Origin of the sequence: Nocardioides sp. 503 (genome assembly GCF_004522095.1) — a bacterium.
Taxonomy (GTDB): domain Bacteria; phylum Actinomycetota; class Actinomycetes; order Propionibacteriales; family Nocardioidaceae; genus Nocardioides.
The window spans coordinates 422771-445410 of sequence record NZ_SPUI01000004.1; the positions used below are offsets into that span (position 1 = coordinate 422771).

Consider the following 22640-nt stretch of genomic DNA (forward strand, 5'->3'; position numbering starts at 1 on the left):
TACAACGGGGCCCGGGCGGCGGTCGGATCGGCGGCGGCCACCGGGATAGGGTCTGAGCGCCCCGAGAAGGTCGTCGGGTGGAGGCGGATCAAGGAGTTGACGGGTCGAATGCGCTCATCGGGCACGGCGACAGCACTGCCGGACGGAGCGGGGCTGCTCCACGTCGGCATGCCGAAGACGGGCACGACCGCCTTGCAGGCGGCGCTCTTCGACGCGCGGCCGCAGCTGCGTGAGCTCGGCGTCCGCAACGTCTCCCGCGGCCGCCACGACATGCGGGTCGCGCTGACCGCGGCCGGCACCCTGCCGCCCTACTGGGACACCGAGCCCTTCGCCACCCGCTGGCAGCAGCTGTCCGAGCGCTTCCGGACCTCGACCGACCGCTGCACGATCTGGTCGAGCGAGACGCTGACCCAGGCCGGCCCCGAGCGCGTGCGCTACCTCGCCGACCAGCTGCGTCGCGACGGCCACGAGGTGCACGTCGTGCTCACCCTGCGCGCCCTCGCGCCGCTCCTGGCCTCGCAGTGGCAGGAGGTGCTGCGCCGGCGCGGCACCGACCCGCTCGACGTCTGGCTCCACCGTCACTTCGACGCGGTCGACCTCGACGGGACCACCCACGTGACGTGGACCCGGGTCATGCCCGAGCTGCACCGGCTCAGCCTGCGCCGGGTCCTCCAGGAGTGGGGGCCGGTCTTCGGCGAGGACCGCATCACGTTCGTCGTGGGCGAGCCCTCCGACCGGCTCTTCAACCTGCGCGTCTTCGAGGGCCTCATGGGCGTCCCGGAGGGCACCCTGCTGCTGCAGGACCTCGACAACGCCTCGCTGCCCTACCCCGAGGCGGAGATGGTCCGCCACTTCAACCTCGCCTACACCGAGGGCGGCGGCGACCACGCCACCTGGATGTACACCGTCGGCGGCCCCGGCCAGCTGGCGCTGCGCGAGCTGACCGGCCTGGCGCCGTACCCGATCCGCACGCCGCGCTGGGCCGCCCGCCGGGCCAACGAGTACGTCGAGGGGTGGATCGAGGCCGTCGAGGCGTCCGACGCCCGCGTGATCGGCGACCTCGCCAACCTGCTGGTCGACCCCGAGGACCACCCCGACGACACGACGCCGCCCGAGACGGTCAGCGTCGCCTCGGCCGGCCGCATCGCCGAGATCCTCTTCGCCTCGGGGCTGGAGCACGACCCCGCCACCGCCGCCACGCTCGAGGGGACCTCGGGCAGGGAGCTGCTGCGCGAGGTGGGGCGCCGGGTCCGCGGCCGCATCGGGCGGCGGGCATGAGCGCGCGACCCGTCTCCGGGCTGGTGCGTCGCGCCGCGCAGGTGCCGGGGCTCGGTCGTGCGGTCGCCGGCGCCCGTCGCGTCCGGGCGGGCCTGCGGACCCGCTTCCCGCACCGGCGCTACCGCGAGCTGGCCGGGCTCGTCGCCGCCGCACGCGACCGCGACGACGCCACGATCGCCGTGCTCGGGCCTGCCGACCCGCGCCTCGTCGCGGCGGTCCGGGCCGGCTCGCCCCGGGCGAGCGTGACCGAGGTCGTCACCGGGGGCAGCGAGCGGCACGTCGCGATGGCCGCGGCCGGTCCCTACGACGTCATCCTGGACCGCGTCGTGCCGGAGGGTCGCCGGGACCGGTTCGAGGCCACGTTCTTCCACCTGCGGCCCGAGGGCACCTACGTCGTGCCGGACGGCGCCCCCGAGCTGGGCGACCACCCCGGGCCGCTGGGCCAGCTGCTGGACCCGTCGGGCCCGGTGCCGCGGGGGCCGCGCAAGGACAAGCTGCGCCTGGCGGACTTCCGGCTGTCCCTCGACAAGCACGTCACCCGGCGGGTGGTGGCCGCCGACCTCCTGCTCAGCCACGACCTGCCGGACGTCTACGTCAAGCTGCGTGAGGGCGAGCTCGACACCTACCTGGGGCTCGCCCCCACCCCGCACCGGCTGCTGCGCACGATCCCCGCGGAGCCGCCGCCGCCCGCGCCCGCCGGGCGCGAGGGGCCCGACCCCCGCGACCCGCCGATGCACCGACCCATCAACGAGGCGACGATCAGCCTGCGCGACTACCGCGACGTGGTCGTCTTCCCGCGCCAGATGATGGTCTGGGACCGGCTGCTGCTGCCCGAGACGTTCCGGCACAACCAGTGGCCGGTGCTCGAGCACACCCAGCTCGTCGACCACGGGCCCCTCTTCGCTCGGCGCCGGACCCCGCTGCAGGAGGAGCCGCCGGTCCTGGCCGGCACCTACCTGCACCTCGACAACGAGTTCCGCGGCCACTTCGGCCACCTGCTCACCGAGAGCCTCTCGCGGGTCTGGAGCTGGCCGCTGGCCCTCGAGCTCGACCCGGAGGCGCGGGTCCTCGTCGGGACGACCAAGAAGCGCCCGCGGCCGCTGGAGTACGAGCTGGAGCTCTACGAGGCGTGCGGGATCCCGCGTGACCGGGTGGTGGTCGCCGACGGCCCGGTGCGCGTTGAGCGGCTGATCTCGGGCACCCCGATGTTCAGCCATCCCGAGTACGTCCACCCGGCCATCGCCCAGACCTGGCGCGAGGTGGGCGACCGCCTCGCCGACGGCGCCGAGGACCAGGACTGGCCGCGTCGCTTCTTCGTGTCGCGCCGCACCGACAAGCGCTCGTGCACCAACGGCGCCGAGGTCGAGGCGATCTTCGCCGAGTACGGCTTCCAGCCGGTCTATCCTGAGGACTACTCGCTGGGCGAGCAGGTCCGCCTCTTCCGCGCCGCCGAGGTGATCGCGGGCTACGCCGGCAGCGGGCTGTTCCAGATGGCGTTCGTGACCGAGCCGACGCACGTGATCATGGTCGGCGCCGCGTCCTACACGATGCGCAACGAGTACCTCATGGCCGCCGTCCACGGCCACCGGCTCGACGGGGTGTTCTCGCGGGTGCCGGGCAAGAAGGTGCAGGTCAGCTACACCTTCGACCACGAGCGCGAGGGCCCGTTCCTGCGCGCGATCCTCGACGAGCTGCCCTGAGCCTGTCGTCCAGGTCACAGGCACCGCTGTTCCCTGGGGCGGCCGGCGGACGTAGCCTCGGAGGAGCAGGCATCGGTATCACCGTCCGGTACCCACACCGGCTCCGTCGCTGACGGAGTGGTCGGAGGGATTGGAACGACAGATGTGGAGCAGCAAATGGCCGTCCCCTCCGGGCGCACGCACGACCCCGCGGCGCACGCCTCGGCACCGACCGTCGGCGTCATCGGCGCCGGCCGCGTCGGCTCCGTCCTCGCGGCCCGCCTCCGCGCCGCCGGCCACGAGGTCGCCTCGGTCGCCGGCGAGTCCGACGCCTCCAGCCAGCGCATCGCCGCGCTGCTGCCCGGCGTCCGCACCGACAAGCCGAGCGCGGTCGCGCGCGCTGCCGACGTGCTGCTGCTCACCGTGCCCGACGACATGCTGCCCAACGTCGTCGCGGTGCTCAGCGCCAGCGGCGCGATCCGCGAGGGCCAGTACGTCGTCCACACCTCGGGCCGCCACGGGCTGGCCGTCCTCGCGCCCGCGGCCGCCGTGGGCGCCCGCGTGGTGGCGATGCACCCCGCGATGACCTTCACCGGCACCGCGCTCGACCTCGACCGGCTCGACGGCTGCGTCTTCGGCCTCACCGCCGGCGCCGAGGAGCGCGGCTTCGCCGAGTCGCTGGTCGCCGAGCTCGGGGGCCGCGCGATGTGGGTGCCCGAGGAGAGCCGCACGCTCTACCACGCGGCGCTCGCCCACGGCGCCAACCACCTCGTCACGCTCGTGACGGAGGCGATGGAGATGCTGACCGCCGCCGGCGGCGACGACCCGGCGGCCACGCTGCGCCCGCTGCTCACCGCGGCGCTCGACAACGCGCTCGACCAGGGTGACGCCGCGCTCACCGGACCGATCGTGCGCGGCGACGCCGGCACCGTCGAGGCCCACCTCCAGGAGATCGCGCTCAAGGCGCCGCAGACCCTGCCGTCCTACGTCGCCCTCGGCCGCGCGACGCTGAGCCGCGCCGTCACCGATGGCCGCCTGCTGCCGATCCGCGCCCTCAAGATCAACCAGCTGCTCGACGAGGCGCTCGCCGACAGCACGGCGCGCCCGCTCTACCTGCGCGACGCGCGCTGAGCCCACCATGACCAGGCCTGTCGTCGTGACCACGCGCGCCCAGCTCGCGGCGCTCCTGGCGCCCGCGCGCGCCGAGGGCGCCCGCGTGGGGCTCGTGCCCACCATGGGGGCGCTGCACGAGGGGCACGCCAGCCTGATGCGGGTCGCGCGCGAGGCGGTGGCCGACGGACCGGTGGTCGTCTCGATCTTCGTCAACCCGATGCAGTTCGGCGCCGGGGAGGACCTCGACCGCTACCCACGCACCCTGGACGACGACCTCGACGTCTGCGCGCACGAGGGCGTCGATGCGGTCTTCGCGCCGTCCGTCGAGGAGGTCTACCCGGGCGGAGACCCGCAGGTGACCGTCGACCCGGGCCCGCTCGCCGAGACGCTCGAGGGCCGGATCCGGCCCACGCACTTCCGCGGCGTGCTGACCGTGGTCGCCAAGCTCTTCGGGCTCGTGCGCCCCGACGTGGCGGTCTTCGGCCAGAAGGACTACCAGCAGCTCGCCCTCGTCCGCCGCATGGTCGCCGACCTCTGCCAGGGCGTCGAGGTGCTGGGCGCCGAGACCGAGCGCGAGGCCGACGGCCTGGCGCTGTCCAGCCGCAACCGCTACCTCGACCCCGAGCAGCGCCAGGAGGCGGTCGTGCTGAGCCGGGCGCTGCTGGCCGCGCGCGCCGAGGCGACGTACGGCGCCTCGGCGGCGCTCGCCGCGGCGCGCGCCGAGCTGCGCACGGCCAAGACCGTCGACCTCGACTACCTCGTGCTCACCACCCCCGAGCTCGGCGACCTGCCCGACCACGTCGCGCCCGGCACCGAGGCGCGCATGCTCGTCGCCGCCCGCCTCGGCGCCACCCGCCTCATCGACAACATGCCGCTGGTCATCGGGACCGCCGGCACCTCCGAAGGGAGCAGCTGATGCTGCGGACCATGATGAAGAGCAAGATCCACCGCGCCACGGTGACCCAGGCCGACCTGCACTACGTCGGGTCGGTCACGGTGGACGAGGACCTGCTCGACGCCGCCGACCTGCTGGTGGGCGAGCTGGTGCACATCGTCGACGTCACCAACGGCGCCCGGATCGAGACCTACACGATCGCCGGCGAGCGCGGCAGCGGCGTGATCGGCATCAACGGCGCCGCGGCCCGGCTGGTCCACCCCGGCGACGTCGTGATCCTCATCGGGTACGGCCAGATGGAGACCGCCGAGGCGCGCGAGCTCAAGCCGCACGTGGTGTTCGTCGACGCCGACAACAAGATCCTGGCCACCGGCTTCGACCCGGCCGAGACCTTCGGGGACCCCGGGCTCGTCCGCGGCGACACCACGACCACCCGCTAGCCTCGGCGGATGCCTTCGGAGCGCTCGTTCGACCCGCCCGTACGCCGGGTGCCTGCGCGCCTCTCCGCGCCCGACCCGGGCTGGACCACGCGCTCCGACGTCGTCGTGATCGGCTCCGGCATCGCCGGGCTCACGGCCGCGCTGCGGCTCAAGGACCACGTCGACAAGGTCCTGGTCGTCACCAAGGACGTCCTGGCCGCCGGCTCGACGCAGTGGGCGCAGGGCGGGATCGCGGCCGCGCTGGGCGAGGGGGACACCCCCGAGGAGCACGAGCTCGACACCCTCGTCGCGGGCGCCGGCGCCTGCGACCCCGAGGCCGTGCGGATCCTGGTCAACGAGGGCCCCGAGGCCGTGCGCGAGCTCATCGCTCTCGGCACCAACTTCGACCACGACGCCGACGGCCTGATCTCGCTGACCCGCGAGGGCGGCCACCACCGCGACCGGATCGCGCACGCCGGCGGTGACGCCACCGGTGCGGAGATCCAGCGCGCGCTGATCGAGGCGGTCGCCGCCGCGCCCGAGATCGAGGTCGTCCAGCACGCGCTGGCCGTCGACCTCCTGCTCGCCGAGGACGGCGGCGTCGCGGGCGTGACCCTGCACGTCATGGGGGAGGGCCAGCGCGACGGCGTCGGCGCCGTGCACTGCCGGGCGGTCGTGCTCGCCAGCGGTGGGCTGGGCCAGGTCTTCAGCCAGACCACCAACCCCTCGGTCTCCACCGGCGACGGCATGGCGCTGGCGCTGCGCGCGGGAGCGACGCTGCGCGACCTGGAGTTCGTGCAGTTCCACCCGACGGTGATGTACCTCGGCGCCGACTCCCACGGCCAGCAGCCCCTGATCTCCGAGGCCGTCCGCGGCGAGGGCGCCTTCCTCGTCGACTTCGAGGGCGACCGGCTGATGAAGGGCGTGCACCCGCTCGAGGACCTCGCCCCGCGCGACGTCGTCGCCAAGGCGATCATGAAGCGGATGCTCGAGACCGGGCAGCCGCACATGTGGCTCGACGCCCGCCATCTCGGTGAAGCCTTTTGGGCGAAGCGGTTCCCGACCATCCTGGCCACCGCCCGCTCGCACGGCGTCGACCCCGTGACCGACCTGATCCCGGTCGCGCCCGCGTGCCACTACGCCTCGGGCGGGGTGCGCACCGACCTGCACGGACGCTCCGGCGTGCCCGGGCTCTACGCCACCGGCGAGGTCGCCTGCTCGGGCGTGCACGGCGCCAACCGGCTGGCCTCCAACTCGCTGCTGGAGGGTCTGGTGTTCTCCCGCCGCATCGCGACCGTGCTGCCCGGCGAGCTGCGCCCGTGGGCCGACCCCGTGGCCGACCAGCGGCCGGCGGGGCTCGTGCCCGGCGGCGTACGCACCGAGCTGCAGGAGGTCATGACGTCCAAGGTGGGGGTCCTGCGCACCGCCGCGGGGCTCGCCGACGCCACCGGGCTGCTGGACAAGCTCGCGGGGACGCCGGCCGACGCCGTCGACCTGGCGTCGTGGGAGACCACCAACCTGCTCACGATCAGCGCCGCCCTGGCGGCTGCGGCGATGCTGCGCGAGGAGACCCGCGGCTCCCACTGGCGTGAGGACTTCCCCGAGCGCGACGACGCCCGCTGGGCGGGCCACTTCGACACCGTCTTCGAGGACGGCTCCTCGGTGCTGACCTTCCGACCCGAGCCCGCAAGCGATGGAGGAGCGTCATGATCGCCCGCACGCCGTACGACGAGATGCCCGACCTGCTGCGCCAGGAGCTGGACCTGGCCGGGCTCGACGGGCCCGCCGTGCACGCGGCGATCGCCGCAGCCCTCGACGAGGACCTGCCCGAGGGCGAGGGCGGCGAGGACGTCACCAGCGCCGCGACTATCCCCGCCGAGGCCCGCGGGGTCGCCGACTTCGCCGCGCGCGAGCCCGGAGTCGTGGCCGGCCTGACGGTGGCCGCCCTGGTCTTCCACTACGTCATGGCGGACGTCGAGATCACCGACCGGCTCCCCGACGGCGCGGTCGTCGCGCCCGGGGACGTCGTGATGCGCGTGGCCGGACCGACGCGCGGCCTGCTCACGGCCGAGCGCACGGCGCTCAACTTCGCCAGCCACCTGTCGGGCGTCGCCACCGCGACCTCGCACTGGGTGGCGGCGCTGGAGGGCACGCGCGCGCAGGTGCTCGACACCCGCAAGACGCTCCCGCGCCACCGGGCGCTGCAGAAGTACGCCGTGCGGTGCGGCGGAGGCGTCAACCACCGGTTCAGCCTCTCGGACCGCGCGATGGTCAAGGACAACCACGTGGTCGCCGCCGGCGGGGTCGTCCCGGCCTACCAGGCCGTGCGGGCGGCGTACCCCGACCTGAGGGTGGAGGTGGAGGTCACCGACCTCGACCAGCTGCGCGAGCTGCTGGAGGTCGGCTGCACCGAGATCCTGCTCGACAACATGATGACCGAGACCATGGCCGAGGCGGTCCGGCTCACCGAGGGCCGGGCCACGCTGGAGGCCTCCGGCGGGCTCACGCTGGAGCGGGCCCGGGAGGTCGCGCTCACCGGGGTGGACTTCATCTCGGTCGGTGCGCTGACCCACTCGGTCAAGGTCTTCGACATCGGGATGGACCTGCAGGACCGATGACCCTGCTCGCCGCCGACATCGGCAACGCCCACACCGTCCTCGGCCTCGTGGCCGACGGCGTGGTGAGCGCCGAGTGGCGGGTCTCGACCGACGAGCGGCGTACCTCCGACGAGTGGGCCGTCATGCTGCGCGGGCTGCTGGGCGATGCGCTGACCGAGGTCGACGGCATCGTCGTGTGCTCCACCGTGCCGGCCGTCCTGCACGAGTGGCGCGACATGCTGCCGCGCCACTTCGCGGACGTCCCCTACGTCGTCGTGGAGCCCGGGGTGCGCACCGGCGTGCCCGTGCTGATGGACAATCCGCGCGAAGTCGGGTCGGACCGGATAATCAATGCGCTCGCGGCCGCGACGGTTTATGGGGGACCGGCGATCGTGGTCGACTTCGGCGGCACGGCGACCACCTTCGACGTGGTCACCGCGGCCGGCCAGTACGTCGGCGGCGCGATCGCTCCCGGCATCGAGATCTCGCTCGAGGCACTCGGCCGCCGTGGGGCCCAGCTGCGCATGGTCGAGCTGCAGCGGCCGCGCTCGGTCATCGCCAAGAACACCGTGGAGGCGCTGCAGTCGGGGATGGTGTTCGGCGTGGCCAGCCAGGTGGAGGGCATCGTCGAGCGGATGACCGCCGAGCTCGGGCTGACGCCCCAGGAGGTCCGCGTCGTCGCCACCGGATATCTGGCGCCGTTGGTGCTGGAGGTCTGCCGGTGCTTTACCGACCATTCGCCCTGGCTCACGCTGATCGGCCTGGAATTGGTGTTCCGGCGCAATACCTGAGGCTTTGCTTCGGTGCGTTGAGCTCGAATTCCCTTTTCGTCATCGGTAATGCCAAGATGGGGTGCCCGAATATCCCCCCATGAATGAGGTCCCCCGTTATGGCGCAAAAGGTCAACATCGTTCTCGTCGACGACATCGACGGCTCGGACGCCACCGAGACGGTGGTCTTCGGCCTCGACGGAACGTCGTACGAGATCGACCTGAACGACAAGAACGCCGCGGGCCTGCGCGACGCGCTGAGCCCCTACGTCGGCCACGCCCGCAAGTCCGGCAGCGCCGGCCGTCGCGCCGCCAAGAAGTCCGGCTCGGCCGCCGCCAACGGTCCGAGCGCCCGCGAGGTCCGCGACTGGGCCCGCTCCAACGGCTACACCGTCCCCGACCGCGGCCGCATCCCCGCCGACGTCCGCTCGGCCTTCGACTCCGCCAGCTGATCCGACGCGTCCGGCGGCGTCCCCGACCCGCTGTAACGCGGAGTTATCCGCTCTGGTGCCCCTCTGCAGGGGAGCCCTAGAGCCGATAACTCCGCGTTACAGCCGCGGGGGCGGCCGCACGGACGCGTGTTCGCTCTGGGCGGACGCGGTTGGGCGCTCACCGGGAACGCGTAGGCTGTCCGTGGGGTTAGTTCTCTATGTTCCGGTCGTCCGACCCAGGACGGACCGGCCCCATTGATCTTCAGGAGCGATGCGCATGTTCGAGCGGTTTACAGACCGAGCCCGCCGGGTGGTCGTGCTGGCCCAAGAAGAGGCCCGCATGCTCTCCCACAACTACATCGGGACCGAGCACATCCTGCTCGGCCTCATCCACGAGGGCGAGGGCGTCGCGGCGAAGGCGCTCGAGAGCCTCGACATCTCCCTCGAGGCGGTGCGCGCCCAGGTCGAGGAGATCATCGGTCAGGGCCAGCAGGCCCCGAGCGGTCACATCCCCTTCACCCCCCGCGCCAAGAAGGTGCTCGAGCTGTCCCTGCGCGAGGCGCTGCAGCTGGGCCACTCCTACATCGGCACCGAGCACATCCTGCTCGGCCTGATCCGTGAGGGCGAGGGCGTCGCCGCCCAGGTGCTGCAGAAGCTCGGCGCCGACCTCAACCGGGTCCGCCAGCAGGTCATCCAGCTGCTCTCGGGATTCCAGGGCAAGGAGTCGACCGCTGCCGCGGCCGCCCAGGGCGCCGCCGGGGACGCGCCGTCCTCCTCGCTGGTGCTCGACCAGTTCGGCCGCAACCTCACCCAGGACGCCCGGGAGGGCAAGCTCGACCCGGTCATCGGTCGCGAGGCCGAGATCGAGCGGGTCATGCAGATCCTGTCGCGGCGCACGAAGAACAACCCCGTCCTCATCGGCGAGCCCGGCGTCGGCAAGACCACGATCGTGGCCGGCCTCGCGCAGGACATCGTCCGCGGCAGCGTCCCCGAGACGCTCAAGGACAAGCAGATCTACACGCTGGACCTCGGCGCGCTCGTGGCCGGCTCCCGCTACCGCGGTGACTTCGAGGAGCGCCTGAAGAAGGTCCTCAAGGAGATCCGCACCCGCGGCGACATCGTGCTGTTCATCGACGAGATCCACACCCTGGTCGGTGCCGGTGCGGCCGAGGGCGCCATCGACGCCGCCAGCATCCTCAAGCCGATGCTGGCCCGTGGCGAGCTGCAGACCATCGGCGCGACCACCCTCGACGAGTACCGCAAGTACCTCGAGAAGGACGCCGCGCTCGAGCGCCGCTTCCAGCCGATCCAGGTCGCGGAGCCGTCGATCGCGCACACGATCGAGATGCTCAAGGGCCTGCGCGACCGCTACGAGGCGCACCACCGGGTCACGATCACCGACGAGGCGCTGGTCTCGGCGGCGACGCTGGCCGACCGCTACATCTCCGACCGCTTCCTGCCCGACAAGGCGATTGACCTGATCGACGAGGCCGGCTCGCGGCTGCGGATCCGCCGGATGACGGCGCCCGCCGACCTGCGCGAGTACGACGACAAGATCAGCGAGGTGCGGCAGCGCAAGGAGGCCGCGATCGACGGCCAGGACTTCGAGGCGGCCGCGCGTCTGCGCGACGAGGAGAAGCAGCTCATCCAGAAGAAGGCCGACCGCGAGAAGCAGTGGCGCGCCGGCGACATGGACGAGGTGGCCGAGGTCGACGAGGAGCTGATCGCCGAGGTGCTGGCGGTCGCGACCGGCATCCCGATCGTCAAGCTCTCCGAGGAGGAGTCCACGCGGCTGCTCAAGATGGAGGACGAGCTCCACAAGCGGGTCATCGGCCAGGAGGAGGCCGTCCGGGCACTGTCCCGCGCCATCCGCCGTACCCGCGCCGGTCTGAAGGACCCCAAGCGCCCCGGCGGGTCGTTCATCTTCGCCGGCCCGTCCGGCGTCGGCAAGACGTGGCTGTCCAAGACGCTGGCGGAGTTCCTCTTCGGCGACGAGGACGCGCTGATCCAGCTCGACATGTCGGAGTTCAGCGAGAAGCACACCGTCTCGCGGCTCTTCGGCTCGCCTCCGGGCTACGTCGGCTACGAGGAGGGCGGCCAGCTCACCGAGAAGGTGCGCCGCAAGCCGTTCTCCGTGGTGCTCTTCGACGAGGTCGAGAAGGCCCACCCGGACATCTTCAACAGCCTGCTGCAGATCCTCGAGGAAGGTCGCCTGACCGACTCGCAGGGCCGGGTCGTGGACTTCAAGAACACCGTCATCATCATGACGACCAACCTCGGAACCCGCGACATCAACAAGGCCGTCAACCTGGGCTTCCAGCAGTCCGGCGACGCGGCCGGCTCCTACGAGCGGATGAAGAGCAAGGTCGCCGACGAGCTCAAGCAGCACTTCCGGCCCGAGTTCCTCAACCGTGTCGACGAGATCATCGTCTTCCCGCCGCTGTCGAAGGACCAGATCATCTCGATGGTCGACAACATGATCGCCGCCGTCGAGCTTCGGCTCCGCGACCGCGACATGAGCCTCGAGCTCACGCAGGCCGCCAAGGACCTGCTGGCCGAGCGCGGCTTCGACCCGGTGCTGGGCGCGCGTCCGCTGCGACGCACGATCCAGCGCGAGATCGAGGACACCCTGGCCGAGAAGATGCTCTTCGGCGAGGTGGGCCCCGGCCAGATCATCCTGGTCGACGTGGAGGGCCAGGGCGCGACCGCGACCTTCACCTTCCAGGGCCAGAAGGTCGGCGTCCTTCCGGACCTGCCGCCGTTCGAGGCGGCCGAGATCGGTCTCTCCGAGGGTGACCTCATCGAGGGCCCCGACGACTCCGACGGCCCGGTCGACGTGCCGCGCGAGAACGAGGCGTAGGCGCCAGCGACACCCGCACCACCAGGAAGCCCCACCGGTACGCCGGTGGGGCTTCCTGCGTCTCCGGGCCCGGTCGGGTCAGGGCAGGGCGTACCCGGCGTCGGTGCGCACCGCGAGCCGGTCCTCGACCAGCCCGGCCAGGCAGCGCACGCGCTGCACGTCGTCGGACCAGACCGCGTCCAGCCGGGCCGTCGGCACGGGGCCGTCGCTGTCGCGCAGCACGGCCAGCAGGCGGCCGCGGCACTGCCGGTCGGTGCCGGCCCACGTCTGCGCCCGGCGCGGGGGTCCGTCGTACGCCGGGTAGCCGGCGGCGCGCCAGGCGCAGAGGTCCGCGACGGGGCAGGCGTCGCAGCGCGGGGCTGACGCGGTGCAGACGAGGGCGCCCAGCTCCATCAGGGCGATCGACCAGGTGGCGGCGGTCGGCTCGTCGTCGGGGAGCAGCTCGGCGGCGGTGTCCCGCTCGGCGCGGGTCACCGAGGCGCCCGGGAGCTCGACGCCGCCGACCGTCCGGGCGAGCACCCGTCGCACGTTGGTGTCCAGCACCACGTGCCGGCGCCCGTAGGCGAACGTCGCGATGGCGGCGGCGGTGTAGTCGCCGACACCCGGGAGCGCGATCAGGTCGTCGTAGGACTCCGGCACGACCCCGCCGTGCTGCTCCACGATCGCGACCGCCGCCGCGTGCAGGCGCAGGGCCCGCCGGGGGTAGCCGAGCCGGCCCCAGGCGCGCACCGCCTCGCCGGTGGGCTCGGCGGCCAGGTCGGCGGGGGAGGGCCAGCGCTCGAGCCACTGCGCGTGCACCGGCAGGACCCTGGCCACCGGCGTCTGCTGGAGCATGAGCTCGGAGACCATGACCGACCAGGGCGACGCCTGGGCGCCGCGCCAGGGCAGCTCGCGGGCGTGCTCGTCGTACCAGCGCAGCAGGGGTTCGTGGAGGTCCATTCCTCCCCATTGTCCCTGCGGTGTGGCACCACGCTCCAGGGCGGTCGGCTGACTAGCGTTCTGTCATGCCTCCGCCCCTGACCCGTGGTCCGCTCCCGGCGTCGGTCTACTGGCGTCGCCGCCTCGTCGTGCTCAGCGTCGCGGCCGTCCTCGTCCTCGCCTTCGCCCGGGTGCTCGGCGGCGGCAGCGACGGCTCGTCGGGCGAGGACGACGCGGTCACGCCGGCCGCCGCCGACCAGACGAGCTCCGAGCCCAGCGAGAGCCCGTCGGCCACGCGCAAGCGCACCCCGCGCCCGACCCCCACCGCACCGACCACGAGCGCCGCACCGGTGCTCGCGGAGCCGGAGGGCCGCTGCGAGGACTCCGACGTCACGGTGACCCCGAGCGCCACCGGCGCGGTCGAGGGCCGGGACGTCGTGCTGCTGCTCGACCTGCGCACGACGGTGGCCGAGGCCTGCACGTGGCGCGTCTCGCCCACCAGCCTGACCCTGCGGGTCCGCTCCGGCAAGGACGCGATCTGGTCCTCGGCCCAGTGCCCCCAGGCCATCCCGGTCGCCGACGTCGTCGTACGCCGCGCCACCAGCACCGTGCTCCCGGTGACCTGGAACGCCCGCCGCTCCGACGAGGACTGCAGCCGCCAGACCCAGTGGGCTCGCGACGGCTTCTACTTCATCGCCGCCGCCGCCCTCGGCGGGGAGCCCACGGAGGCGCAGTTCGAGATGGCCAAGGCCACCCCGGCGAGCAAGCCAGGCTCGGGCCTCAGCGTCGCCCCCAGCGGCAGGCCCGTGGTGACCGGCGGCGGTGGTGGCGGCAAGCCCAACAAGCCCGACGACGACGCGCAGCCGTCCGGCGCCGTCGAGCCCGGCGACGGGCGCTGAGGCTGGTCTGTAGCGGCGGTGGGTCGCGCGCGCAGTTTCCCCAAGGTATGTCGCTGAGCTGTCACTTCCCTCGGTGTACGACGCACGGGAAGTGACAGCTCACCGTGGGAGGTGAGCCCGCCCGGCTGTTTCGCCTCGGCTGCGCCGTTTCCCCAAGGGATGTCGTCGAGATGTCACTTCCCTCGGTGGACAGTCGTGGGGAGCGTCAGCTTCCCTGCATACCTTGGTGAAACTGACCGCGGCTGGGAGCACCATCGGGGGGTGCCGAGGTCGCCGGGCGCAGTTGGTCCGCGCCCATGGCTGGGTCTCGACACGCCGGTCGCGGGTTCGTTCCTCACCCGCGCGGCTCGCTCGACCACCGTCAGCGGGTCCGCTGGCGCGTCCCCGCTCCGCTAGACGTAGCGCTCGAGGATGGTGGACTCGGCGAGGCGGGAGAGGCCCTCGCGGACGCTGCGGGCGCGCAGCTCGCCCACGCCCTCGACGGCCTGGAGGTCGTCGATGCCGGCGGAGAGGAGCTTCTGCAGGGTGCCGAAGTGCTCGACGAGGCGGTCGACGACCGACGAGGGCAGGCGGGGGACCTTGGCGAGCAGGCGGTAGCCGCGGGGCGCCACGGCGCCGTCGAGGTGCTCGCTGCTGCCGAGGCCGAGCACCTTGGCCGCCGCGGCGGGGTCGACCAGCTCCGTGGCCGAGAGCGCCTCGAGCTTGTTGAGCAGCTCCTCAGGGCTCTTGCTGCGCCGCCCGGTGGTGACGTAGTCGCGGATCACCAGCTCGCGCTCGGTGTCGACGCCGGTGACGAGCTCCTCGAGCTGCAGGGAGAGCAGCCGGCCGTCGGTACCGAGCTCGAGCACGTAGTCCTCGATCTCGCGCGCGATGCGAGTGACCATCTCGAGGCGCTGCGCCACGACCGCGACGTCGCGCACGGTGACCAGGTCCTCGATCTCGAGGGCGGAGAGGGTGCTGGAGACCTCGTCGAGGCGCAGCTTGTAGCGCTCGAGGGTCGCGAGGGCCTGGTTGGCCCGCGAGAGGATCTGGCCCGAGCCCTCGAGGACGTGGCGGGTCTCTCCGACGTAGGCGGCGATGATCTGCATCGACTGGGAGACCGAGATCACCGGGAAGCCGGTCTGGCGCGCGACCCGGTCGGCGGTGCGGTGACGGGTGCCGGTCTCCTCCGAGGGGATGGTGTGGTCCGGCATCAGGTGGACCGCGGCGCGCATGATGCGGCTCAGGTCGCCGTCGACGATGATCGCGCCGTCCATCTTGGCCAGCTCGCGCAGGCCGGTGGCGGTGAACGGCACGTCGAGGGTGAAGCCGCCGGTGGCGATCGAGTCGACGGTGCGGTCGTGGCCCATGACGATGAGCGCGCCGGTGCGGCCGCGAAGGATCCGCTCGAGCCCGTCGCGCATGGCGGTCCCGGGGGCGATGGAGGCCAGCGTCTCCCGCAGGCGCAGCACCTCGTCGCTTCTGTCGGTCGGCACGGTTCTCCTCGGTGGTCGGGCCTCGTCGAGGCCCGGGGGTCGAGCCTGTCGACCCGTCGTGTGCGGACCTGCAGCCGGCCGCCCTGGGAGTTTAGCCGTCGTCGGCGCTGCGGAGCCTCCCGTTTGCCGGACGGGAGACACCGAGCAGTCGCAGGGCCGAACCGACGTCGGGCGCGTCGACCACGCGCATGCCGTCGACCATGCGGTCCTGCGACACCGGGCGTACGCCGCCGGCGCTCTCGGGACCCGTGGGCACCACCGCCATGCGGAAGCCGAGACGGGCGGCCTCGGCGATGCGCTGGGGCAGGTCGCGCACCCGGCGCAGCTCGCCCGCGAGCCCGATCTCGCCCATGGCGACCACGCCGGCGGGTGGGGCGGTGCCGAAGGTGGCGGAGGCCAGCGCGAGCGCGACCGCCAGGTCGCTGGCCGGCTCGGTGAGCCGCGCGCCACCGACGGTCGAGGCGAAGACGTCGTGCTGGTGGAGGCGGATGCCGCAGTGCTGCTGCAGGACCGCCAGCACCATCGCGATGCGCGAGCCGTCGAGCCCCGAGGTGGTGCGGCGCGGTCGCTCCATCGCCGAGATCGTCACCAGGGCCTGCACCTCGGCCAGCATGGGACGCCGGCCCTCCATCGTGACCGCCACGCAGGTGCCGGGCACCCGGCCGTGGTGGTTCTCGATGAAGAGGCCGGTGGGGTCGGTGACCGCCGTGATGCCCTCGGAGCCGAGGTCGAAGCAGCCGACCTCGTCGACGGGGCCGAAGCGGTTCTTCACCGCGCGCAGCATCCGGAAGCGGGAGTTGCGGTCACCCTCGAAGTGCAGCACGACGTCGACGAGGTGCTCCAGCACGCGGGGGCCGGCGATCGAGCCGTCCTTGGTGACGTGGCCGACCAGCACGACGGTGATGTTGCGGGTCTTGGCGACCCGGATCAGCGCGGCGGCGACCTCCTTGACCTGGGTGACCCCGCCGGGGACGCCCTCGAGCCCCGGGGCGCCGATGGTCTGCACGGAGTCGACGACCAGGAGCTCGGGGCGGACGGTCTCGATGTGGGTGAGGATCGCACCGAGGTCGGTCTCGGCGGCGAGGTAGAGCTCGTCGAAGACCCCGCCGGTGCGGTCGGCGCGCATCCGCACCTGGGAGGCGGACTCCTCGCCGGTGACGTAGAGGGTGCGGCGGCGGTAGCGGGCGGTCTGCGCCGCGACCTCGAGCAGCAGCGTGCTCTTGCCGACGCCGGGCTCGCCGGCCAGCAGGATCGCGGCGCCGGGCACCAGCCCGCCGCCCAGCACGCGGTCGAGCTCGGGGACGCCGCTGCCGCGGAACGCCGACTCCGCCACGGAGACCGAGCCGATCGGCACCGCGGCCTGGGTGACCGCGCTGGCGGCGGTGCGGCCCGTGGTCACGGCGGCGGCCTCGGCCACCGAGCCCCACGCCTGGCACTCACCGCAGCGCCCGACCCACTTGGTGGTCTCCCATCCGCACTCGGAGCAGCGGAACGCGGAGCGAGGGGGCTTGGCCATGGTCGCCACGCTAGGCGTTGCCGCCGACAGCCCGCCGCCGCCCCGCGTCGTCCACCCCTGGGAATGGCCTGACGCGGCGTCGTACGCCGTTATGCTCCCCGTTGGAACGATCAAGACCTCGGGAGGTGAGATGAGTCGGATCCCCGGGCGGGTGCCCACCGCCGCGCCGACCCTCGCCGACGTGGCCGAGCTCGCCGGCGTCTCGCGCCAGACGGTCTCCAACGCGGTCAACAACCCCGACCTGCTGCGCGCCGACACCCTGGTGCGGGTCCAGGACGCCATCGAGGAGCTGGGCTACTCGCCCAACCGCGCCGCCCGCAACCTGCGCACGCGGTCCTCGCACCTCATCGGGATGCGGATGAGCCCGGGCCAGGAGTTCACGGCCAACGCCGCGATCGACCGCTTCGTGCACTCGCTCGTGGAGACGACCGGCGAGGCCGGCTACCACGTGCTGCTCTTCGCCGGTGACGGCAACGACCCGCTGCGAGGCTACGACGACCTGCTCCGCTCGACCGCGGTGGACGCCTTCGTCGTCACCGACACCTACCTCGGCAACCCCCAGGCCGCCTGGCTGCGCGAGCGCCGCGCGCCGTTCGTGTCGTTCGGACGCCCCTGGGACGACCCGGACGCCACCCACCCGTGGGTCGACGTCGACGGCGCCGCCGGCACCGAGCTCGCCACGCGGCACCTGCTCGACAAGGGCCACGAGCGCATCGCGTGGATCGGCTGGCGCAAGGACTCCTTCATCGGCGAGGACCGCCGCGCCGGCTGGAGCCGCGCGCTGAAGGACCGTGGCCTGTCGACCACCGGGATGGCCTCGCGGGTCGAGGACACCGTCAACAGCGGGCGCGAGGCCAGCGCGGTGCTGCTCGACGAGGCGCGGCCCTCGGCGTTCGTGTGCGCCTCCGACACCTTGGCCATGGGCGTGCTGCACACGCTCGCCGACCGCGGCCTGCGCGCCGGCGCGGACATCGCGGTCATCGGCTTCGACGACTCCCAGGTGGCGCAGGTCGTGCGCCCCGGGCTCACGTCGGTGCGCCAGCCGCTCGAGGACGCCGCCATCCAGGTCGTCGACGCGCTCGAGGGCCTGCTGGCCCACCCTCCCCGGGTCGGTCCGGGGATCCTGCTGGCGCCGACGCTCGCGGTGCGCGGGTCGTCGTAGCCCCCGCGCGAGGCCGCGGCCTCAGAACGTCTTGGACCACACGTTGACGGCGTAGTCGACGTCGGTGCCCTCGTGGTGGCGCAGGGCCTCCTCGGCGACGTCCGGCTTGAGCTCGATGCGCACGACGGCCTCGAGGTCGGTGCGCGAGGAGAACGACCAGCCCATGTCCACGGGCGTGCGGGTCCAGCCTCGCGTGGCCCAGAAGCGCTCGATCTCGGACGGTGGCGGCAGGTGCGGGTAGCCCCGGCGGAACCACGCCCCGAACGTCGACCGCGAGGCGTCGTTGTCGATCACCAGCGCGACGCCGCCGCGGCGTACGACGCGGTCGAGGTCGGCGAGGCCGGGCTCGCAGCCCGGCCCGAAGAAGTAGGCCCACCTCGCGTGCACGACGTCCACCGACGCGTCGGGCAGCGGGACGGCCTGCGCGGTGCCCTGCAGGACCGTGACGTTCTCCCACGAGCGGGTACGCCGCCGGGCCAGCGCGAGCAGGTCGGGGTGCGGCTCCACGCCGACGACGCGCCCGGCCGGGCCGACGTCCCGGGCGAAGCCGGGCAGGTGGAAGCCGGTGCCGCAGCCGAGGTCGAGCACGGTCGCGTCCTGCCAGACGGCGAGCTCGCGCAGGACGGCGGCGAGGCGGCCGTGGGGGTCCACCGCACGGTTCTCGACCTCGTAGGTCGCGGTGTTCTCCCAGATGTTGGGGCTCGCCACGGTGCCCCGTGGCGTGGGGACGCGGGTCAGAGACGGACCAGGCCGTCGGGTGTCTGCACCTGCACCGCGAGGATGCCGGGCGTGCCGTGCGGGGCCACCCAGTCGACCTTGACGTCCTCGAGCGGTGCCTCGACCGTGTGGCCGAGCCACTCGCTCACCCGCTGCGGGTCGCCTGCGATCTCCAGCGTGGCCAGGGAGAGGGCACCGTCGGCGCCTGCGGAGGGGTGCAGCTCGGCGGGGGACTCCCACTGCACGAAGAACGGCAGCTGCGGGTCGGAGATCAGGCCGTTGACGCCGATCTGGCGCCAGCGCAGCTCGGTGCCGTCGGGACGGTGCCGGCTGCCGACGACGGCCGCGCGCCCGAGGCGCTCCTCGACGGGGGCGATGTCGTCGACGGCCACGACCCAGCCGAGCCAGCCGCCGCCGAGGGCGGAGCGGGCGCGGACGGCCTGGCCGAAGGGCGCCTTGTCGGAGGCGGGGTGGTCGAGGACCTCGACGATCTCGAGGTAGGTGTCGCCGGCGAGGGCGAGCGTCATGTTGCGGGTGCCGAAGCGAGGGTGGATCCCCCCGTCCACGAACTCCCGACCGAGCAGCCCCCCGATGCGCTGGGCGGTGCTGGCGAGGCCGTCCGGCCCTGCTGCGAACGAGAGATGATCCAGGCGCATGCAGGCATTCTGCGCCACGCAGATCAGGCCCATGAATAGGGGGGTCTAGGTCTCTCGACGTCGAGAAACCTGGCCCGAGCCGACGCCTAGCGGGGGTCGGCGGGGTGCAGTGCGAGCGCGGATCGCGAGCGCACGTGGGCGTCGCAGTGCCGGACCAGCTCGTCGTAGGCCGCCTTGCCCATGAGCTCGGTCAGCTCGGCCTCGTGGGTCACGTAGACCGCCTCCACCGCCACGTGGGCCTCGGTGTTGCCCGAGCAGTACCAGTCGAGGTCGTGACCACCGGGACCCCAGCCGACGCGGTCGTACTCGGTGATGGTGACCTCGGTGTAGGTGCTGCCGTCCTGACGCTCGACGTTGCGGAAGCGCCGCCGGATCGGCAGCTGCCAGCACACGTCGGGCTTGGTCTCCAGCGGGTTGCGGCCCTGCTGGAGCGCCAGCCCGTGCAGGGCGCAGCCCGCGCCGCCCTGTCCGTTGGCGGGAGCGAAGTCGGCGCGGTTGTGGAACACGCACGCCTGCTGGCCGTCGACGGTCAGCGTGCGGGTCTTGCGCTCGCCGTCGTCGTCGGTCTCGATCCAGTCCTTGCGCTTGACCGGCCGGCCCGGGTGGAACTGCCACTGCGTCTCGTCGAGCTGGTCGACGAAGGTCTTGACCCGCTCCTCGTCGTCCTCGTCGGCGAAGTGCGCGCCCAGCGTGCAGCAGCCGGTGTCGGGTGCGTCGGCGTAGATGCCCTGGCAGCCCTGGCCGAAGATGCACATGTAGCTCGACGTCAGCCAGGTGAGGTCGCAGCGCATCACCTCGGTCTCGTCGGCGGGGTTGACGAACTCCACGAAGGCGCGGGGGAAGACCAGGTCGACTTCGGGCATGGGCGCCAGCCTACGGCTGCGGTGCGGACCGCCCATGCGGCGGCGGTACGTTGGTCGCATGCGCCTGGGCGTCCTGGACATCGGCTCCAACACCGGCCACCTGCTGGTGGTCGACGCACACGGCGGCGCCGCGCCGCTCCCGGCGTACTCCTACAAGCAGCCGCTGCGCCTCGCCGAGCACCTCGACGACACCGGCGCCGTGACCCAGGCCGGCATCGACGCGCTGGCCGCGTTCACCTCCGAGGCGCTGGTGGTCGCCGAGGACAAGGGCTGCCAGGAGATGCTGTCCTTCGCCACGTCCGCGGTGCGCGACGCGGTCAACTCCGACGAGGTGCTCGCGCAGGTCAGCGACCGCACGGGCGAGGAGATCGCGGTGCTGTCCGGCGAGGCCGAGGCGCGCCTGACCTTCCTCGCCGTGCGACGGTGGTTCGGGTGGTCGGCCGGCCGGCTGGCGGTCTTCGACATCGGCGGCGGGTCGCTGGAGATCGCGGGCGGGACCGACGAGCGCCCCGACGTGGCCTGGTCCCTGCCCCTCGGCGCGGCCAGGCTGGCGCGCCAGCTCGTCGGCGAGCACACCGTCGACGAGCAGACGATCCGCCGGCTCCGCAAGGAGATCCGCACCGAGATCGCGCGCGACGCCGGCAACCTGCTCCGGGCGGGCGCGCCGCACCGCGCGGCCGCGACGTCCAAGACCTTCCGCTCGCTGGGCCGCATCTGCGGCGCGGCGCCGTCGAGCGACGGACCGCTCGTTCCCCGCACGCTGCCGCTGGATTCGCTGCGGGCGTGGATCCCCAAGCTGGCGGCGATGCCGTCGACGGAGCTGGCGTCGCTGCCGGGGGTCTCCCCGAGCCGCACCCACCAGATCCTGCCGGGTGCTCTCGTCGCGGAGGCGTGTATGGACATCTTCGACCTCGCCGAGCTCGAGATCTGCCCGTGGGCGCTGCGCGAGGGCGTCATCCTGGAGCGGCTCGACGCCCTGAGCGTGCTGGACTGACGTGGCCACCCGCATCGGTCTCTCCACGGCCTCGGTCTACCCCGAGTCGTCCGCGCACGCCTTCGCCTACGCCGCCGACCTGGGCTACGACGCCGTCGAGGTGATGGTCGGCATCGACGCGCTGAGCCAGCAGACCTCCGCGGTCAAGCAGCTCGCCGAGCACCACGGGCTGCCCGTGAGCGCCGTCCACGCCCCCTGCCTGCTCTTCACCCAGCGCGTCTGGGGCACCGAGCCGTGGGGCAAGCTGCAGCGCTCCGCCGAGATGGCGCACGAGGTGGGCGCCGAGGTGGTCGTCGTGCACCCGCCGTTCCGGTGGCAGCGCGAGTACGCCCGCGACTTCGTCAACGGCATCGCCGCCCTGGAGAACTCCACCGGCATCGCCTTCGCGGTGGAGAACATGTACCCCTGGCGGGCCTCCTCGCGCCGTGGCATGGAGATGTACGCCCCCGGCTGGGACCCCTCCGCGGAGCCCTACGCCAACACCACCATCGACCTGTCCCACGCCGCCATCGCCGCGTCCGACCCGATCGAGATGGCCGATCGGCTGGGTGAGCGGCTGCGTCACGTCCACCTCACCGACGGCAGCGGGTCCGCCAAGGACGAGCATCTGGTGCCGGGCCGTGGCGTCATGGACGCCGGCGCCTTCCTGCGTCGGCTGACCCGGGTGGGCTTCGCCGGCGAGGTCGTCGTCGAGATCAACACTCGCCGCTGCAGCAGCCACGAGGAGCGCGAGGCCGACCTGCGCGAGTCGCTGGAGTTCGCGCGCGAGCACCTCGCGGTGCCGGCCACGTGACGTCGGCCCCCGCTCCTCGGCGAGGGCGCCGCCCGGGTGCGCCGGACACCCGCGCGGCGATCCTCGCCGCCGCCCGTGAGGGGTTCGCCGCCTCCGGCTTCGGTCGTACGTCGGTCCGCTCCATCGCCGCCGCGGCCGGCGTCGACGCGGCGCTGGTGCACCACTACTTCGGGACCAAGGACGACCTGTTCGTCGCCTCGCTCGACCTGCGCGTCGACCCCCGCGAGGCCGTGCTTCCGGTCGTCGCGGGAGGGCCCGACGGCGTCGGCGAGCGACTCATGCGCCTGTTCGTCTCGGTGTGGGACGACCCCGACACGCGGCTGCCGATGCTCGCGCTGCTGCGCGGGGTGGGGGAGCCCCAGTCGCAGCAGCTCCTGCGCGACGGCTTCCTGCGCCTGGTCCTCCAACCGGTCGGCGACGCCCTCGGGGTCGACGAGCCGGCCCGCCGGATGAGCCACGTCGCCTCGCAGCTGCTCGGGCTGGTCGTGATCCGCTACCTGCTGGAGATCGAGCCGCTCGCCTCGCTGCCCGCCGAGCAGGTCGTGGCGACGTACGCGCCGGTGCTCCAGGGCTACCTCACCGGTCCGCTGCCGTAGGCGTCGCGT

21 protein-coding genes are annotated in these 22640 nt (G+C 73.0%); 15 read left to right on the forward strand and 6 right to left on the reverse strand.

Annotation, left to right across the window (positions count from 1 at the left end):
* The first annotated feature begins 108 nt into the window (after window positions 1-108).
* From E4622_RS15815 to E4622_RS15860, 10 genes are all read left to right on the forward strand, one after another.
* Entirely contained in the window at window positions 109-1278 is a 1170-nt protein-coding gene (locus E4622_RS15815) for a hypothetical protein (protein WP_134741172.1), read from the forward strand.
* The gene (locus E4622_RS15820) at window positions 1275-2978 is read left to right on the forward strand and encodes a glycosyltransferase 61 family protein (protein WP_134741173.1); all 1704 of its coding nucleotides are present in this window, start codon (window positions 1275-1277) and stop codon (window positions 2976-2978) included. Before E4622_RS15815 ends, E4622_RS15820 begins: the two co-directional genes overlap by 4 nt.
* A 156-nt stretch (window positions 2979-3134) precedes the next feature.
* Window positions 3135-4088 (forward strand): Rossmann-like and DUF2520 domain-containing protein, encoded by a 954-nt coding sequence (locus tag E4622_RS15825; RefSeq protein WP_134741174.1) that lies wholly within the window; start codon window positions 3135-3137, stop codon window positions 4086-4088.
* A gap of 7 nt (window positions 4089-4095) precedes the next feature.
* Window positions 4096-4986, forward strand: a complete 891-nt coding sequence (gene panC / locus E4622_RS15830) for a pantoate--beta-alanine ligase (protein ID WP_134741175.1) — start codon at window positions 4096-4098, stop codon at window positions 4984-4986.
* A complete protein-coding gene (panD, locus tag E4622_RS15835; RefSeq protein WP_134741176.1) occupies window positions 4986-5405 on the forward strand; it encodes an aspartate 1-decarboxylase in 420 nt (139 codons plus the stop codon). The genes panC and panD overlap by 1 nt, the downstream gene beginning before the upstream one ends.
* Window positions 5406-5414: 9 nt before the next feature.
* Window positions 5415-7094 (forward strand): L-aspartate oxidase, encoded by a 1680-nt coding sequence (locus E4622_RS15840; protein WP_134741177.1) that lies wholly within the window; start codon window positions 5415-5417, stop codon window positions 7092-7094.
* Window positions 7091-8002 carry a carboxylating nicotinate-nucleotide diphosphorylase gene (gene nadC / locus E4622_RS15845; RefSeq protein WP_245156057.1) on the forward strand — a complete coding sequence of 304 codons (912 nt, stop codon included), beginning with the start codon at window positions 7091-7093 and terminating at the stop codon, window positions 8000-8002. Before E4622_RS15840 ends, nadC begins: the two co-directional genes overlap by 4 nt.
* Window positions 7999-8772 carry a type III pantothenate kinase gene (locus tag E4622_RS15850; RefSeq protein ID WP_134741178.1) on the forward strand — a complete coding sequence of 258 codons (774 nt, stop codon included), beginning with the start codon at window positions 7999-8001 and terminating at the stop codon, window positions 8770-8772. Before nadC ends, E4622_RS15850 begins: the two co-directional genes overlap by 4 nt.
* A gap of 98 nt (window positions 8773-8870) precedes the next feature.
* Window positions 8871-9203, forward strand: a complete 333-nt coding sequence (locus E4622_RS15855; RefSeq protein WP_134741179.1) for an Lsr2 family protein — start codon at window positions 8871-8873, stop codon at window positions 9201-9203.
* A gap of 256 nt (window positions 9204-9459) precedes the next feature.
* Window positions 9460-12042 (forward strand): ATP-dependent Clp protease ATP-binding subunit, encoded by a 2583-nt coding sequence (locus E4622_RS15860; protein ID WP_134741462.1) that lies wholly within the window; start codon window positions 9460-9462, stop codon window positions 12040-12042.
* Between the two features lie 78 nt (window positions 12043-12120).
* Here E4622_RS15860 and E4622_RS15865 read toward each other — a convergent pair whose 3' ends face one another.
* On the reverse strand, window positions 12121-12981 hold the full coding sequence (locus tag E4622_RS15865) for an A/G-specific adenine glycosylase (RefSeq protein ID WP_134741180.1): 861 nt from the start codon (window positions 12979-12981) through the stop codon (window positions 12121-12123).
* A 65-nt stretch (window positions 12982-13046) separates the two neighbouring features.
* On the opposite strand from E4622_RS15865, the gene E4622_RS15870 reads away from it, so the two are divergent.
* Entirely contained in the window at window positions 13047-13859 is an 813-nt protein-coding gene (locus E4622_RS15870; RefSeq protein ID WP_134741181.1) for a hypothetical protein, read from the forward strand.
* Window positions 13860-14251: 392 nt separating this feature from the next.
* On the opposite strand, the gene disA is transcribed toward E4622_RS15870, so the two are convergent.
* Both disA and radA read right to left on the reverse strand, forming a co-directional pair.
* Window positions 14252-15334: a DNA integrity scanning diadenylate cyclase DisA gene (gene disA / locus E4622_RS15875; protein ID WP_134741182.1), complete on the reverse strand. Its 1083-nt coding sequence runs from the start codon at window positions 15332-15334 to the stop codon at window positions 14252-14254.
* A 91-nt stretch (window positions 15335-15425) separates the two neighbouring features.
* Window positions 15426-16850, reverse strand: a complete 1425-nt coding sequence (gene radA, locus E4622_RS15880; protein ID WP_134741183.1) for a DNA repair protein RadA — start codon at window positions 16848-16850, stop codon at window positions 15426-15428.
* A gap of 130 nt (window positions 16851-16980) precedes the next feature.
* On the opposite strand from radA, the gene E4622_RS15885 reads away from it, so the two are divergent.
* On the forward strand, window positions 16981-18012 hold the full coding sequence (locus E4622_RS15885) for a LacI family DNA-binding transcriptional regulator (RefSeq protein ID WP_134741184.1): 1032 nt from the start codon (window positions 16981-16983) through the stop codon (window positions 18010-18012).
* A 21-nt stretch (window positions 18013-18033) separates the two neighbouring features.
* Here the strand turns inward: E4622_RS15885 and E4622_RS15890 are convergent, their stop codons facing one another.
* The 3 genes from E4622_RS15890 to E4622_RS15900 form a co-directional block, all read right to left on the reverse strand.
* Window positions 18034-18720 (reverse strand): class I SAM-dependent methyltransferase, encoded by a 687-nt coding sequence (locus E4622_RS15890; protein WP_245156058.1) that lies wholly within the window; start codon window positions 18718-18720, stop codon window positions 18034-18036.
* Window positions 18721-18746: 26 nt separating this feature from the next.
* Window positions 18747-19385 carry a VOC family protein gene (locus E4622_RS15895; protein WP_134741185.1) on the reverse strand — a complete coding sequence of 213 codons (639 nt, stop codon included), beginning with the start codon at window positions 19383-19385 and terminating at the stop codon, window positions 18747-18749.
* 86 nt (window positions 19386-19471) lie between these two features.
* A complete protein-coding gene (locus tag E4622_RS15900; RefSeq protein WP_134741186.1) occupies window positions 19472-20248 on the reverse strand; it encodes a hypothetical protein in 777 nt (258 codons plus the stop codon).
* A 58-nt stretch (window positions 20249-20306) separates the two neighbouring features.
* Here E4622_RS15900 and E4622_RS15905 point away from each other — a divergent pair, with 58 nt between their 5' ends.
* Genes E4622_RS15905 through E4622_RS23355 form a run of 3 tightly spaced genes read left to right on the forward strand, consistent with a single transcriptional unit; the run spans window position 20307 to window position 22631 of the window.
* Window positions 20307-21242, forward strand: a complete 936-nt coding sequence (locus E4622_RS15905) for a Ppx/GppA phosphatase family protein (RefSeq protein ID WP_134741187.1) — start codon at window positions 20307-20309, stop codon at window positions 21240-21242.
* A 1-nt stretch (window position 21243) separates the two neighbouring features.
* On the forward strand, window positions 21244-22035 hold the full coding sequence (locus tag E4622_RS15910) for a sugar phosphate isomerase/epimerase (RefSeq protein ID WP_134741188.1): 792 nt from the start codon (window positions 21244-21246) through the stop codon (window positions 22033-22035).
* Window positions 22032-22631 carry a TetR family transcriptional regulator gene (locus E4622_RS23355; RefSeq protein ID WP_134741189.1) on the forward strand — a complete coding sequence of 200 codons (600 nt, stop codon included), beginning with the start codon at window positions 22032-22034 and terminating at the stop codon, window positions 22629-22631. Before E4622_RS15910 ends, E4622_RS23355 begins: the two co-directional genes overlap by 4 nt.
* The last annotated feature ends 9 nt before the right edge of the window (window positions 22632-22640 follow it).

Bases quoted from the DNA above. Each gene is read 5' to 3' on its own strand.
- E4622_RS15815 (WP_134741172.1), top strand. From the start codon at position 109: ATGCGCTCATCGGGCACGGCGACAGCACTGCCGGACGGAGCGGGGCTG.
- E4622_RS15820 (WP_134741173.1), top strand. From the start codon at position 1,275: ATGAGCGCGCGACCCGTCTCCGGGCTGGTGCGTCGCGCCGCGCAGGTG.
- E4622_RS15825 (WP_134741174.1), top strand. From the start codon at position 3,135: ATGGCCGTCCCCTCCGGGCGCACGCACGACCCCGCGGCGCACGCCTCG.
- panC (WP_134741175.1), top strand. From the start codon at position 4,096: ATGACCAGGCCTGTCGTCGTGACCACGCGCGCCCAGCTCGCGGCGCTC.
- panD (WP_134741176.1), top strand. From the start codon at position 4,986: ATGCTGCGGACCATGATGAAGAGCAAGATCCACCGCGCCACGGTGACC.
- E4622_RS15840 (WP_134741177.1), top strand. From the start codon at position 5,415: ATGCCTTCGGAGCGCTCGTTCGACCCGCCCGTACGCCGGGTGCCTGCG.
- nadC (WP_245156057.1), top strand. From the start codon at position 7,091: ATGATCGCCCGCACGCCGTACGACGAGATGCCCGACCTGCTGCGCCAG.
- E4622_RS15850 (WP_134741178.1), top strand. From the start codon at position 7,999: ATGACCCTGCTCGCCGCCGACATCGGCAACGCCCACACCGTCCTCGGC.
- E4622_RS15855 (WP_134741179.1), top strand. From the start codon at position 8,871: ATGGCGCAAAAGGTCAACATCGTTCTCGTCGACGACATCGACGGCTCG.
- E4622_RS15860 (WP_134741462.1), top strand. From the start codon at position 9,460: ATGTTCGAGCGGTTTACAGACCGAGCCCGCCGGGTGGTCGTGCTGGCC.
- E4622_RS15865 (WP_134741180.1), bottom strand. From the start codon at position 12,981: ATGGACCTCCACGAACCCCTGCTGCGCTGGTACGACGAGCACGCCCGC.
- E4622_RS15870 (WP_134741181.1), top strand. From the start codon at position 13,047: ATGCCTCCGCCCCTGACCCGTGGTCCGCTCCCGGCGTCGGTCTACTGG.
- radA (WP_134741183.1), bottom strand. From the start codon at position 16,850: ATGGCCAAGCCCCCTCGCTCCGCGTTCCGCTGCTCCGAGTGCGGATGG.
- E4622_RS15885 (WP_134741184.1), top strand. From the start codon at position 16,981: ATGAGTCGGATCCCCGGGCGGGTGCCCACCGCCGCGCCGACCCTCGCC.
- E4622_RS15895 (WP_134741185.1), bottom strand. From the start codon at position 19,385: ATGCGCCTGGATCATCTCTCGTTCGCAGCAGGGCCGGACGGCCTCGCC.
- E4622_RS15900 (WP_134741186.1), bottom strand. From the start codon at position 20,248: ATGCCCGAAGTCGACCTGGTCTTCCCCCGCGCCTTCGTGGAGTTCGTC.
- E4622_RS15905 (WP_134741187.1), top strand. From the start codon at position 20,307: ATGCGCCTGGGCGTCCTGGACATCGGCTCCAACACCGGCCACCTGCTG.